Here is a 12970-nt window from a genome sequence, read left to right as displayed (position 1 = left end):
AAGACTCTGTCATGCTCCGCCAACTTGTCTTCCCGCCCTCAGATTCTCCGTGAAGGTTGCGATGTCCTCCTGAAGGGTCGGGTGCGCAGCAGGCAGCGGAGTCTCCTTCGCGACCACCTCGGCGATCTCGGCAAGGCAGTCATCGACGACTCGGTCGGCGCGGCGCACACCCCACCTCGTGATCTCGGCCTTGATGTCCGAGGCCGTGAGCACGGAGTGCCGGTAGGTCCCGTCCACAGCCAGAGCCATCTTTCCGTCGATCCCTGGCAGGTGGGACTGCGGAACCACGTCGTACGCCGGCGCGAGCCCAGGTTCGTCGTCCAGCGGATGCAGGATGCCGAGGTTCTTCGAATGCATGTCGAGATTGCCGATCGCGACGGCCAGGACAACCATCCGCGCCAAGCTGACCAGGTCGGAGGATCGAGTCGTCCGCTGCAGGGTGTCGGCGATTCGACGCAGGCTCACGAGACCTCCGTACTCCTGATACTTCTGGTCGCCCGAGGCGCCGAGCGCCTGGCTGAAGTCCTGCGCCCATCCGGCCTCGGCGCGCACGAGAACGACCTTCGGCTGCACACCTGCCAACGAGGACTTGCCGAGCAGCGACTCGTTGGCGAGGGGTGACCCCACCGGATCCTCGAGCAAACGCCTGATCTCGGTGTCATCGACTGGCCGAAGAGATGGCGTCTTTGGTTCGGTCGGGTCCTCGAGATCCCAGACTTGCAGCGCCCCAGCGACGTCACGGCCATAGCGGGCAAGGAATCCGAGGGTGTCCCCACGTCGCAAGCCGGCTTGGCGCAGCATGTAGTCGTACTGGTCGCCCTCGGGAAGCAACTCACTGAACCAGTTACGCCGCCGAGCGGCCTGATGCTTGCGCGAGATGCCGACCAGAGGTGCGACGACCGACAGGATCAAGCTGTTGACGCCGAATCGATCGATGCCTTCGGCACTCGGGACGAAATCGTACGTCGCAGGATGGCCGGTCAGCTCACCCACGACGGTGCCGTAGAGCTCAACCGCGAGCCGCATCCGCCTCGTCCTCCCAGGTCGCCGAGAGCTCGACCCCGGTCGCCTGCATCAGGTCGAGAAGGCGACGCATGAAGATCGTGGACTTCCCCGCCTCGATCTCACTGATCGTGCTCTGGGGGACGCCGACCTCCCTCGCGAGATCGGCCTGGGTCATCCCTCGCCCCAAGCGTGCCTGCTGAAGCGCAAGCCCGAAGTCGGCCGGCACCCGCAGCCGCGTACTCGTCACAGCCGCCTCCTATCGTGATTCCGCGATATCTCTACTGTATCGCGAAATCACGATACTCGCGTCGTATCGCGGAATAGCGATAACTTCGCGTCGTAAACCACTCGCATCACGGTCTGTCCTCAACCTACTGTTGTCCGCATCGGCCGAGCAGGCACCGGACAGATCGCAGGGGGTGAGGACAGTGGGAAACGACGTGCGCGACGCAGCGGCTGCTGCCCGACGCCCCTCGCAGCGAACCCGGTAGGTACCGAGGCGAACGCCGCGCGCCTGACGCGGACGGACGGCAACGCCGTGGCCCCATGTGCCCGGTGGCCTGGCTCGACGCCAGGCCGCAACGCCCTCGTGGTCCAAATCATGACGCCGGCCTACGAAGCCGGAGATGGAGGTTCGACTCCTCCCGAGGGCACTACGCTGCCATCGCCAACACCGACCATCAAAGGACTCTGACCGTGCCCCGCAGCTCTGCCCGCGAACTGGTCGTGCTCGGCACTGCGAGCCAGGTGCCGACCAAGCGCCGAAATCACAACGGCTATGTGCTCCATTGGGACGACGAGACCCTCCTGTTCGACCCGGGCGAGGGCACTCAACGACAGATGACACATGCCGGCGTCTCAGCCTCAGACCTCACTCGGATCGCGATCACCCATCTCCATGGTGACCACAGCCTCGGTCTGGCCGGCGTGGTGCAACGGATCAGCCTCGACGGCTCGCCTCGCGAGGTGCCGATCTCGTTCCCGGCCTCCGGCGAGCAGTGGGTGCGGAACCTGTGCGAATCGACCGCTTTCCACCACCGCGAGCAGCTGCTGCTCCAAGGTCTCGAAGCGGACGGCAAGGTCGAACGGCTCCCCGGTGAGTCCGGCACGACGCTCACCGCGCGGCGTCTCGACCACACCATCGAGGCGTTCGGCTACCGCGTCGACGAGCCCGACGGCCGCTCCTTCGACACCGCGAAGCTCGCCGAGGCGGGCATCAGCGGACCCGCCGTCGGGCGACTGCAACGAGACGGCGTGATCGCGTCGGACGGCCGCCTGATTCACCTCGCGGACGTGACGGTTCCGCGCCGAGGACAGTCGATGGCCTTTGTGATGGACACCCGGTTGTGCGACGCCGCCGGTGAGCTCGCGGACGGCGTCGATCTGTTGGTCATCGAGTCCACCTTTCTCGACTCCGATCGGCACCTGGCCGTCGAATACGGCCACCTCACCGCGCTGCAGGCGGCCGAGATCGCGGCTGCTGCCGGCGTACGTCACCTCGTCCTCACGCACTTCTCGCAGCGCTACCCCGACTCCGAGGACGGCGAGTTCGAGCGGGTCTTCGAGGCCGAGGCACGCGAGGCGTACGACGGACCGCTGACGATTGCCCGAGACCTCGACCGAGTGACGCTTCCCGCGAGGCGATAGCCCGACCCGAGGAGCGTGAGGCGCACCTGGTACGCCTCACGCTCCCCGGGTCACCTCAGGCCTCCTTCATTCGACACGCCTCGCCGCAGGCCTTCATCGTGCCGTTCCAGCCGTTGCGCCTCAGGATCCTGGCGATCCTCGTGGCGGTCTGACACGGGGTGTCGAAGACCTGGTGGAAGCGGAGCCGCGCGGTGAGCACCCCGGCCGACGCGAGGTCATCGAGGGCGCGGTCGGCGTCGCGGGACTGGTCGCGCCAGGACTCGTGACCGACAGCGCCGTCGAGCTCGACGACAAGGCCATACGCCGTGTACTCGACGTCCCGGAACTGATTGCCGGTCGGGCCGGATCGCGGTGCCTGGCGCGTCCCGACGGGTAGGCCGTGGGCCCGCTCGACCTTGGTGAGGTAGCCGTGCTCGAGCACGGAGTGGGTGCCAGCCTCGAGGTCGTCGATCAGGCCGGCGAGGAGCGCACGGCGGCGTACCGACGGATAGCGGTCGAGCGCGGCGCGGAGGGAGTCAGCGGTGACGTAGCTCCTCCCGGCCGCCTCCGCGAGCCGGGCGATCGCGTCGATGTCCTTGGCGGCCTCGTGTGCCATCGCCAGCGCGTTGTCCTCGGCGGTGAGTCGGGGCGGCGTGCCCCCATAGGCGCGCAGCTCCAGGTCCTTCATCCGATGGATGACGATGCCGTCCTGGGGCCGGATCCGGCGGCTGTGATCGACGGCGACGTGGATGGGGGCACCGTCGTCGCGCGTCCGTGGCTCCTCGACGCTGGTCCAGCACAAGTAGGCGGGCTCGGCGTAGAGGACGGCGGCCCAGGCACGCTGGCGCCAGGTCATCGGGCCGGCGTGGTCGACATAGACCCGCGGGTGGACGCGGCGGAGCTCCTTGCGCCGTACCTTCCGCTCGATGTCGGTCTTCGTGACCCCGCCGGCAGTCAGCTGCGCGTGGCTCGCGACCCCGTCCTGCATGAGCAGGTGGGCACGCAGCAGCCGAGCAGCGTCCTCGCGCCGCTCCCGCGCCCTGTGCTCGTCCGGCGCTTCGGTCACGGAGTGACGGTAACCCGGGGAGCGCCAGGCGCACCACGTACGCCTGGCGCTCCCCGGGCCACGGAGGACTCAGCTCGCGGCGGCCTCGCGCTCGGCGAGCTTGGTGAGGCAGATGTCGACGATCATGTCCTCCTGGCCACCCACGAGACCGCGACGGCCGCACTCCATGAGGATGTCGCGGGTGTCGACGCCGTAGCGGGCGGAGGCGTTCTCGGCGTGGCGCAGGAAGGACGAGTAGACGCCGGCGTAGCCCATGGTGAGGGTCTCCCGGTCGACGCGGACGGGGCGGTCCTGGAGCGGGCGGACGATGTCGTCGGCGGCGTCCTGGAGCTTGAACAGGTCGCAGTTGTGCTTGAAGTCGGACAGGTTCGCGACCGCGATGAACGCCTCGATCGGGCAGTTGCCGGCACCGGCACCATGACCGGCCAGCGACGCATCGACCCGGTAGACACCGTTCTCGACCGCGACGACCGAGTTGGCCACGGACAGCGACAGGTTCTCGTGGGCGTGGATGCCGATCTCGGTCTCATCCTTCAGCACCGAGCGGTAGGCGCGGGCGCGGTCACGGACGTCGTTCATCGTCAGCCGGCCGCCGGAGTCGGTGATGTAGACGCAGTGGGCGCCGTAAGACTCCATCAGCTTCGCCTGCTCGGCGAGCTGCTCGGGCGGCGCCATGTGCGAGAGCATCAGGAAGCCGGAGACGTCCATGCCCATCTCGCGCGCGGCGGCGATGTGCTGGGCCGAGACGTCGGCCTCGGTGCAGTGGGTCGCGACCCGCACCGAACGCACACCGAGGTCGTAGGCCCGCTTCAGGTCGTGGATGGTGCCGACGCCGGGGAGCAGCAGGGTGGTCAGCCGGGCGTTCTTGATGACCGAGGCGGCGGCCTCGATCCACTCCCAGTCGGAGTTGGACCCAGGACCGTAGTTGACCGAGCCGCCGGTCAGACCGTCACCGTGGGCGACCTCGATGGCGTCGACGCCAGCCTCGTCGGCGGCGATCACGATCCGCTTGACGTCCTCGGGCGTGATCCGGTGGCGAACGGCGTGCATGCCGTCGCGCAGCGAGACCTCTTGGACGTAGATGGGCGTGCTCATCGCGCGGCCTCCTTGGACGAAGCGATCCGGTCGGCCATCTGCAGCGCGGCCGAGGTCATGATGTCGAGGTTCCCCGCGTACGCCGGGAGGTAGTGCGCGGCGCCCTCGACCTCGAGGAACACCGACACCTGATGCGTGGGTCGCGCCTCCTCGGCCGAGACGAGAAGGGTCTCCACGGGCTGATCCGAAGGGATCGGATGCACCTGGACCTTCTGCTTGAGGCGGTAGCCGGGGACGTACGCGGCGACGTCGCCGACCATCTTCTCGACCGACTCGGTGATCTCCGCGGTCAGCTCCTCCAGCGACCGGGACCCGCCCTCGACCAGCGCATACACCGTGTCGCGCATGATCAGCGGCGGCTCGGCCGGGTTGAGGATGATGATCGCCTTGCCACGCCTGGCACCGCCGACGGTGACGATCGCGCCCGAGGTGGTCTCGGTGAACTCGTCGATGTTGGCCCGCGTGCCGGGGCCGGCCGACTTCGAGGAGATCGAGGCGACGATCTCGCCGTAGGCGACCGGGACCACGCGGGAGATCGCGGCGACGATCGGGATCGTCGCCTGTCCGCCACAGGTCACCATGTTCACGTTGGGGGCGTCGATGTGCTCGTCGATGTTGACGGCAGGGATCACGTACGGCCCGATCGCCGCCGGGGTGAGGTCGATCAGCCGCTTGCCGTAGGGCTCGAGCGCAGCCGCGTTGGCGACGTGCGCCTTGGCAGAGGTCGCGTCGAAGACGATCTCGATGTCGTCGAACTCCGGCAGCCCGATCAGCCCCTCGACGCCGTCCGACGTCGTCGCGAATCCGAAGCGTTCGGCGCGGGCCAGACCGTCGGAGGCCGGGTCGATCCCGACCATCGCGCCCATCTCCAGGTGCTGGGACGTACGCATCACCTTGATCATCAGGTCGGTGCCGATGTTGCCCGACCCGATGATCGCCACTTTCACCTTGCCCATGGATTCACTTCCCTACGCTGAAGGCCACCGAGCCGAGGCCCGACACGGTGGAACGAACGGTGTTGCCGGCGGCGATCGGCCGCATCGGGCCGAGCGCGCCGGAGAGGATCAGCTGGCCGGCACGCAGCGGCTCGCCGAAGTCGCGGGCGTAGCGAGCCAGCCACTGGACCGCGTTGACCGGGTCACCCAGGCAGGCGGCGCCGGTGCCGGTCGAGACCTCCTCGTCGTCGATCGACATCGACATGGTCACCTCGCGCGGCTCGAACTCGTCGAGCGTCCTCCGCTCCGTGCCGAGGACGTAGGCGCCGGCGGAGGCGTTGTCCGCGACGGTGTCACCGAAGGCGATCTTCCAGTCCGCGATCCGGCTGCCGCAGATCTCGATGGCCGCGACGGCGTAGTCGATGGCCTCCCTGACCTGGTCGTAGGAGAGGTCTCCGTCGGCCAGGTCGTCCGCCAGGACGAACGCGATCTCGGCCTCGGCCCGCGGCTGCAGGATCGCGTCGGCCGGGAGCGTGTCCCCGTCGGCGTACGCCATGTCGTCGAAGAGCACGCCGAAGTCCGGGGTGTCCACGCCGATCTGCTCCTGCACCGCCTTGGAGGTGAGCCCGATCTTGCGGCCCACGATGGTCGCGCCACCGGCGACCCGGGCGGCGGTGAGCCGCTCCTGGATCGCGTACGCAGCAGCCAGATCGGTCGGTTCGAGCAGGTCCCGCATCGGCGGCACAGGGGTGCCCGTGGCGGCGGCGGTCAGCAGCCGGTCGGCGGCGGCCGCGATGGCGGCGTCGCCGGCGACGGCAGCCGGGGAGGTCACTTCGTTCATGCGACCACGGTCTCAGCAGATGGGCCGAAGCGGCGGGCCCGGCGTCCCGCTGACCGGTACGGTGATCACATGCCACACGAGCCTGCCGATCTCGACACCGTGCTCGGCAAGGCGGTGACCATCCTGCGAGCCTTCACGGTCGACGACCAGGTGCTCTCCCTGGCCGAGCTCGTCCGCCGCACCGGACTGCCGAAGGCGACCGTCCACCGCGTCGCCGGCGACCTGGTCACCAACCGGCTCCTGGACCGCACCAACCTCGGCTACCGCCTCTCCGGCGGCCTCTTCGAGCTCGGCATGCGCGCCTCGGTCGAGCGCTCGCTCCTGGAGCTGGCGATGCCGTTCCTCCAGGACCTCTACGAGCGCACCCATGAGACCGTCCACCTGGGCGTGCGTGAGGGCCACGACGTCGTCTACGTCGCCAAGATCGGCGGCCACCGCCAGGCCAAGTCCCCCTCCCGGCCGGGCGGGCGGATGCCCGTCCACTGCACCGCGATCGGCAAGATCCTGCTGGCCTTCTCCGACCCGGAGGTGCAGCAGGAGGTCCTCAGCAGCCCCCTGGAACGGCGTACGCCGCACACGATCGTCGCCCCTGGCCTCCTCGAGCGGCAGCTCACCGCCGCGCTCGAGAACGGCGTGGCCTTCGAGCGCGAGGAGTCTGCCGTGGGGCTGCAGTGCGTCGCCGCCCCGGTCCTCACCGACGGCGGCGACAGGGCGCTGGCGGCGATCAGCATCACCGGCCCGGTGGGTCGCTTCCGGCCCGAGGCCCACGTGACCCTGGTCCGCGCCGCCGCCCAGGGACTCTCCAGCCTGGCCAGCCGCCGCCGCTCCCTCTCCAGCTGACGCAGCGTCAGTCGGTGCGTGCCGGAGGCAGGTCTGCCAACCGGGCGTCCGGGTGCGCCCGGACGGCGTCGAGGAGCTCCAGCCAGGCCCGGCCGATCTCGTCGAGCCGGTCCTCGGAGACGAGCCGGAAGGCCGCAGCTCGCAGCACGTCGACGTCCACCTCCGGCGTACGCCCGGTGGTGCGCAGACCGGTCAGCACCTCTTCGACGAGCTCGGTGGACGCGGAGGACTCACCGGCGAGCGCCCACTCGAGCTCGACCTCGGTGGCGACGACATCCTCCTCGTTCACAGCTTGACCCAGTAACGCCGAGTGAGCCCGTAGCCGTACGCAGCCGCGTCGATGACGTCCTGGAGCTCGCCGCCCTGGGACTCGATGGTCCGCGCGGAGGCCTCGTTGTCGTCGTCACAGGTGAGCAGGACCCGCTCCAGGCCGAGCTCGCGGGCCTCGTCGAGGACCAGGCCGAGAGCCCGGGCGGCGTGACCGCGGCGGCGGGCCGAGGCACGCACCGAGTAGCCGATGTGGCCACCGACGTTCTCGAGGAACTCGTTGAGCGCATGCCGCAGCTGGACGAACCCGACGACCTCGGAGCCCTCGGTGATCCAGAAGGACGAGGCGTGCACCCGCCCGGGCGGCGGCGGAACCGTGAGGTCTCGCTCCTGGGCGGCCTTCGCGACCAGCCGCTCGCACGCCTCCCGGCTCACGTCGGCGGCCTCCTCGTCGGGGATACCGGCGCCGTCGACATGAGCTCCACCGAACTCGGCGACGCACGCCGCCCACGAGTCGTAGAGATCGATGGACGGAACGGCGAGGGCAGTCATGGGCACAGGACATCAGGCCGCGGCCCGCCGGGCAAACCGTTATCGATCAGCCGGAGATCAGCCGTCGATCACCACGGTCCCCTTGGCCCGCGAGACGCACAGCATCATGTGGCCGTCACGCTCGTAGTCGGTCAGCACGTGATCACGGTGCTCGACCTCGCCCTCCAGGACCCGGACCCGGCAGGTGCCGCAGAATCCCTGCTGACACGAGTACGCCTGGGCCGGCCGCACCCGGCGGACCGCGGTCAGCGCCGACTCCTCGGCGCCCACCTCCACCTCGACGTCGGAGTCGCCGAGACGTACCCGGAACGGGCGGCCACCGAGCACCGGCGGCGGCGAGAACCGCTCGTAGTGGAGCGTGTCGATCAGCGGGTCGGGGATCTGCGCGCGGATCGCCTCGATCATCGGCATCGGCCCGCAGCAGTAGAGCGCGGCGCCCTCGGGCGCCATCGAGATGATCTTGGCGGCGTCGGGCACGCCCATCTCGTCGTCGGGCCACAGCTGGATCTCGTGGTCACCGACGATCTCCCGGATCTCCTCCAGGAACGGCATGGTCTCGCGCGAGCGCCCGGTGTAGACGAACTCGTACGGCACACCCCGCCGCACCACGTCGCGCAGCATCGGCAGGATCGGGGTGATCCCGATGCCGCCGGCCACGAAGAGATAGCCGGCGGGCGAGTCGACGAACGGGAAGGCGTTGCGCGGCCCCTTGAGGACGAGCCGATCGCCGACGGAGAGGAAGTGGGCCTCGACCGACCCACCGCCTCCACCCGCGGTCGGCTCGATCCGGCGCACGCTGATCCGGTAGGCCGACAGGTCGTCGGGGTCGGAGTTGAGCGAGTACTGCCGCAGCCGGCCGCTGGGCAGCACCACGTCGACGTGGGCGCCCGGATCCCAGGCCGGCAGGTCGCCGCCGCCTTCACGCTCGAACCAGATCGCCTTGACGTCGAGGCCCTCCTCGTCGATCCGGCTGACGCGTACGCGCAGGTCCCGGTCGATCCGCCCGAGCGGCCTGCGGCGGCGCCAGGAGCGGTAGGCGGCCTTGGTCCAGTAGCCCGCGACGATCGCCTCGAAGGCCCGGTAGAGCCGCGAGTCCGGGATGTCGGGAACGCTGTAGTGCGCGGGCCCGCTGGTGACCTCGTTCACTGGCCCTCCGCGATGGCGTCGGCGCGCAGCGCTGCGGGCGACTTGGCCAGGTAGCTCACCGCCTGGGCGGTCGAGCCCTCCTTGGACGGGTCGTAGTCGGGCAGGAAGAACTTCCAGGTCGCCCATCCGATACGCACGATCCCGGGCGCCAGCCCACGACGCTCGGCGTCGATCAGCTTCAACAGGCTCGCCTTCGGCCGCTTCGCAGGGTCCGGCTGTGCCGGATCGAGCGGGGTCGGATCGTTCTTCATCAGGTAGCTCGCCCCGCGCCACCACAGCATGAGCAGCGCGCTGCCACCGAGCAGGTAGGAGCGGACGCGGCGCAGGTAGCGCCCGTCGACGTGCTGGAACACGTCGTAGGCCACGTTGCGGTGCTCGACCTCCTCGGCCCCGTGCCAGCGCAGCAGGTCGAGCATCGTCTCGTCGGCACCGGCCTTGTCGAGGGCCGGCGAGTTGAGCACCCAGTTGCCGAGCACGGCGGTGAGGTGCTCGAGGCCCGCGATGATCGCGGCGCGCTCGATCAGCCACTCCTCCAAGGCTTGGCCGGTCAGGTCGCGGTCACCCAGGATCTTGCGGAACAGCGCCTCGATCTCGGCCGCGAAGGGACGTACGTCGAGCCCGTTGTCGTTGAAGTAGTCCTGCACCTCCTGGTGAGCGGCGGCGTGCACGCCCTCCTGACCGATGAAGCCGATCACGTCCTCGCGCAGCTGGTCGTCCTCGATCAGCGGCAGGATCTCGGAGAACACCTTGACGAACCACCGCTCGCCCTCGGGCAGCAGCAGGTGCAGCACGCTGATGTAGTGGGACGCGAACGCCTCGCCCGGGATCCACACCAGGGGCAGTCGGCTCCAGTCGAACTTCACGTTCCGCGGGTGGAGGGCCACCTTGGCCGGCTCGTGCCCGCGCTTGGATTCCTTCGTCTCCCTGCTCATCGACCCGCCTCCTTTTCGATGAAGGCCGCGATCTCGCCCGCGATCAGCTCGGGTTCCGCGGCCACCACCCAGTGTCCGCCTTCGATGACCTGTGTGACCAGCGACGACGCGTACGCCCGGGGTGCCTCCGTCTGCAGCGGCACCGTCACGTAGTCGTCTCCCCGCGGGGCGATCACCAGCACCGGCACGTCGGTCGACCGCGGCTCGGGGCGCAAGAGCTTGCCGAGGAAGTTGGCCCGGTAGAGCTCGACTCCGTTGACCTGGTCCTTGGTCGGGCGCGGCCCGCCGCCGACGAACCGGGCGAGCAGCCCCGAGCGCACCATCGCCTCGGGAAGCAGCGGCAGCTGGAAGACGAAGACGTACCAGGAGTGGGCCAGCTGCCGCACCGAGCTCCCCAGATGGGTCCGCTCCCGCAACCAGGTGGTCGCCATCCCGAGGTCGGGCCCCGAGATCGAGACGTACGTCGCGATCCGGCTGCTCAGCGCCGGGTCGGTCACCGACTCCCAGGTCTGGATCGAGCCCCAGTCGTGCGCGGCGACGTGCACCGGCCGATCGGGCGAGACGGCGTCGATGACCGCCTTGAAGTCTGCGGAGAGCTGCGCCAGGCGGTAGCCGGAGGTCGACTCGGGTACGCCCGACTCCCCCGTGCCGCGTACGTCATAGGCGACGACGTGGAAGCGCTCGGCCAGCACCTCCGCGACCCCGTCCCAGACGGAGTGGTTGTCGGGGTAACCGTGGACGAGCACCACGGTCTCGGCATCGACCGGTCCCTGCTCGTAGACCGCGAGCGTCAGCCCGTCGGTGGTCTCCACCAGCCGTTTGGTCGTCTCGGCCACGCCATCCTCCTCCGTTGGGTGTCATCAACAGATTAATGAGACACCGCGTCCGCAAACAATAGCAAGCACAGGTCTTGGATCGCGGAAATGACCCCGGCCCGCCGCAGACATTCGTCTGCGGCGGGCCGGTTGGAAGGCAGCGTGAAGCTACGAGGCGCTGTGGGAGTCGGCCAGACGGGACTCCTCGGCAGCGTGGTCCTCGAGCTCCTTGCGGCGGCGCTCGACCTGCAGCGCGACCTCGGCCGGGTCGTCGATGAGCGCGGCCATGCCGCCGGGGACGCGTTCGAGCGCCTCACGGGCGAAGATCTGCTGCATGGTGGTGGTGCGCTCGGAGCGGTCCTTGCCGATGAACGACATCATCCAGTGCAGGGTCGCGGTGAGCCGGTTGCGGAACCCGGTCATGTAGGCCAGGTGGACGAGCAGCCAGCCGAACCAGGCGAGGACGCCGGAGAGCTTGAAGCTGCCCATCATCAGGACCGCGTTGAAGCGGGAGATGGTGGCCATCGAGCCCTTGTCGAAGTACTTGAAGTTGCCGGGCTCCGGCTTGTTCTTCAGGCGGGCCTTGATGGTCTTGGCCGAGTGCTTGCCGCCCTGGATGGCGACCTGCGCGACACCGGGAAGGTGGTCGAGGCTGATCATGTCGCCGACCACGAAGATCTCGGGGTGGCCCGGCAGGGTCAGGTCGGGGTTGACCGCGATCCGGCCGGCGCGGTCGAGCTCGGCACCGGTCTGCTCGGAGAGCGTCTTGCCGAGCGGGGAGGCCTGCACGCCGGCGGCCCAGATCTTCGCGATCGACCCGATCCGCTCGGTCCGGCCGTCCTTGAACTTCATCTCGATGCCGAACTCGTCGACGTGAGTGACCATCGCGCCGAGGACGACCTCGACACCGGCCTTCTCCAAAGCCTTCTCGGCCTTGGCGCCGAGCTTCTCGCCGAACGGCGGAAGCACCTGCGGCGCGGCGTCGACCAGGACGACCCGGGCCTTCTCGGACTGGATGTGGGTGAAGTCCTTCTTGAGCACCCGGCGGGACAGCTCGGCGATCTGGCCGGCCATCTCGACACCGGTCGGGCCGGCACCCACGACGACGAAGGTGAGCAGGTCACCGATCGGCTCGCCGCGCGAGGCGGTCAGCTCGGCGATCTCGAAGGCACCGAAGATGCGGCCACGCAGCTCGAGCGCGTCGTCGATCGACTTCATGCCGGGCGCGAACTCGGCGAAGTGGTCGTTGCCGAAGTAGGACTGCCCGGCGCCGGCGGCGACGATCAGCGAGTCGTAGGGAACGTCGATCTCCTGGTTGAGGATGCTCGCCTTGACCGTCTTGGCCTCGGCGTCGATCTCGCTGACCTCACCCAGCAGCACCCGGGCGTTCTTCTGCCGGTGCAGGATGTCGCGGGTCGGCGGGGCGATCTCGCCCTGCGACAGGATCCCGGTCGCCACCTGGTAGAGCAGCGGCTGGAACAGGTGATGGGTCGTCTTCGCGATCAAGGTCACCTCGACGTCGTCGCGGCCCTTGAACGCCTTCGCGGAGAAGAGCCCCCCGAAGCCGGAACCGATGATGACGACCCGGTGCTTTGCCTGGTCCGCTGACATTGCCTAATCCCCTACCTCAAACGAGACCTTTTGAACGTTCCACCCATATTCTGAACCATCGCGGCGAATCTGTTCATTCCCGGGCGCGACTACTTCGTCACAGTTGCCAGACGGCCGATGAGCATGCGTTTCCGCCGCGTGTCCGTTACCGACTCGAGACCCACCGACTTTAATCTGTGAGGGCTCCCGGGACCTTGTGCCCTAGTCGTCCATGGCCCGGATCAGACACCTTCAAGTGC

General features: G+C 68.9%; 14 protein-coding genes and 1 tRNA gene. 3 read left to right on the top strand and 12 right to left on the bottom strand.

The window, feature by feature from the left end; genetic code table 11:
- Positions 1–9: 9 nt before the first annotated feature.
- Positions 10–1026, bottom strand: coding sequence for a type II toxin-antitoxin system HipA family toxin (locus tag OG984_RS24300; protein ID WP_328528741.1), 1017 nt, complete (start codon positions 1024–1026; stop codon positions 10–12).
- Positions 1010–1252: a helix-turn-helix transcriptional regulator gene (locus tag OG984_RS24295; RefSeq protein ID WP_328528740.1), complete on the bottom strand. Its 243-nt coding sequence runs from the start codon at positions 1250–1252 to the stop codon at positions 1010–1012. The genes OG984_RS24300 and OG984_RS24295 overlap by 17 nt, the downstream gene beginning before the upstream one ends.
- A 336-nt stretch (positions 1253–1588) precedes the next feature.
- Between OG984_RS24295 and OG984_RS24290 the strand changes: the two genes are divergently transcribed.
- Both OG984_RS24290 and OG984_RS24285 read left to right on the top strand, forming a co-directional pair.
- A tRNA-Arg gene (locus tag OG984_RS24290) sits at positions 1589–1658 on the top strand.
- Positions 1659–1701: 43 nt separating this feature from the next.
- Positions 1702–2652, top strand: a complete 951-nt coding sequence (locus tag OG984_RS24285) for a ribonuclease Z (protein WP_328528739.1) — start codon at positions 1702–1704, stop codon at positions 2650–2652.
- A 55-nt stretch (positions 2653–2707) separates the two neighbouring features.
- Here OG984_RS24285 and OG984_RS24280 read toward each other — a convergent pair whose 3' ends face one another.
- The 4 genes from OG984_RS24280 to OG984_RS24265 form a co-directional block, all read right to left on the bottom strand.
- Positions 2708–3697: a hypothetical protein gene (locus OG984_RS24280; protein ID WP_328528738.1), complete on the bottom strand. Its 990-nt coding sequence runs from the start codon at positions 3695–3697 to the stop codon at positions 2708–2710.
- A 69-nt stretch (positions 3698–3766) separates the two neighbouring features.
- The gene (gene dmpG, locus OG984_RS24275; RefSeq protein WP_328528737.1) at positions 3767–4792 is read right to left on the bottom strand and encodes a 4-hydroxy-2-oxovalerate aldolase; all 1026 of its coding nucleotides are present in this window, start codon (positions 4790–4792) and stop codon (positions 3767–3769) included.
- A complete protein-coding gene (locus OG984_RS24270) occupies positions 4789–5748 on the bottom strand; it encodes an acetaldehyde dehydrogenase (acetylating) (RefSeq protein WP_328528736.1) in 960 nt (319 codons plus the stop codon). The genes dmpG and OG984_RS24270 overlap by 4 nt, the downstream gene beginning before the upstream one ends.
- A gap of 4 nt (positions 5749–5752) precedes the next feature.
- On the bottom strand, positions 5753–6568 hold the full coding sequence (locus OG984_RS24265) for a 2-keto-4-pentenoate hydratase (protein WP_328528735.1): 816 nt from the start codon (positions 6566–6568) through the stop codon (positions 5753–5755).
- A gap of 69 nt (positions 6569–6637) precedes the next feature.
- Here OG984_RS24265 and OG984_RS24260 point away from each other — a divergent pair, with 69 nt between their 5' ends.
- Positions 6638–7408, top strand: a complete 771-nt coding sequence (locus OG984_RS24260) for an IclR family transcriptional regulator (RefSeq protein ID WP_328528734.1) — start codon at positions 6638–6640, stop codon at positions 7406–7408.
- A gap of 7 nt (positions 7409–7415) precedes the next feature.
- On the opposite strand, the gene OG984_RS24255 is transcribed toward OG984_RS24260, so the two are convergent.
- The 6 genes from OG984_RS24255 to OG984_RS24230 all read right to left on the bottom strand — a co-directional run bounded on the left by OG984_RS24255 (position 7416) and on the right by OG984_RS24230 (position 12731).
- A complete protein-coding gene (locus OG984_RS24255; protein WP_328528733.1) occupies positions 7416–7697 on the bottom strand; it encodes a hypothetical protein in 282 nt (93 codons plus the stop codon).
- Positions 7694–8227: a GNAT family N-acetyltransferase gene (locus tag OG984_RS24250; protein ID WP_328528732.1), complete on the bottom strand. Its 534-nt coding sequence runs from the start codon at positions 8225–8227 to the stop codon at positions 7694–7696. Before OG984_RS24250 ends, OG984_RS24255 begins: the two co-directional genes overlap by 4 nt.
- Positions 8228–8284: 57 nt before the next feature.
- Positions 8285–9373 carry a PDR/VanB family oxidoreductase gene (locus tag OG984_RS24245; protein WP_328528731.1) on the bottom strand — a complete coding sequence of 363 codons (1089 nt, stop codon included), beginning with the start codon at positions 9371–9373 and terminating at the stop codon, positions 8285–8287.
- Positions 9370–10305 carry a metal-dependent hydrolase gene (locus OG984_RS24240; protein WP_328528730.1) on the bottom strand — a complete coding sequence of 312 codons (936 nt, stop codon included), beginning with the start codon at positions 10303–10305 and terminating at the stop codon, positions 9370–9372. The genes OG984_RS24245 and OG984_RS24240 overlap by 4 nt, the downstream gene beginning before the upstream one ends.
- Complete coding sequence (locus OG984_RS24235; RefSeq protein WP_328528729.1) at positions 10302–11141, bottom strand: alpha/beta fold hydrolase; 840 nt, start codon at positions 11139–11141, stop codon at positions 10302–10304. The genes OG984_RS24240 and OG984_RS24235 overlap by 4 nt, the downstream gene beginning before the upstream one ends.
- 147 nt (positions 11142–11288) lie before the next feature.
- Positions 11289–12731, bottom strand: coding sequence for an NAD(P)/FAD-dependent oxidoreductase (locus OG984_RS24230; protein WP_328528728.1), 1443 nt, complete (start codon positions 12729–12731; stop codon positions 11289–11291).
- Positions 12732–12970: the final 239 nt, after the last annotated feature.

This window comes from Nocardioides sp. NBC_00368 (assembly GCF_036090055.1).
In the GTDB taxonomy this organism is placed as follows: Bacteria; Actinomycetota; Actinomycetes; order Propionibacteriales; family Nocardioidaceae; genus Nocardioides.
This window is presented reverse-complemented; position numbering and strand designations above follow the sequence as displayed.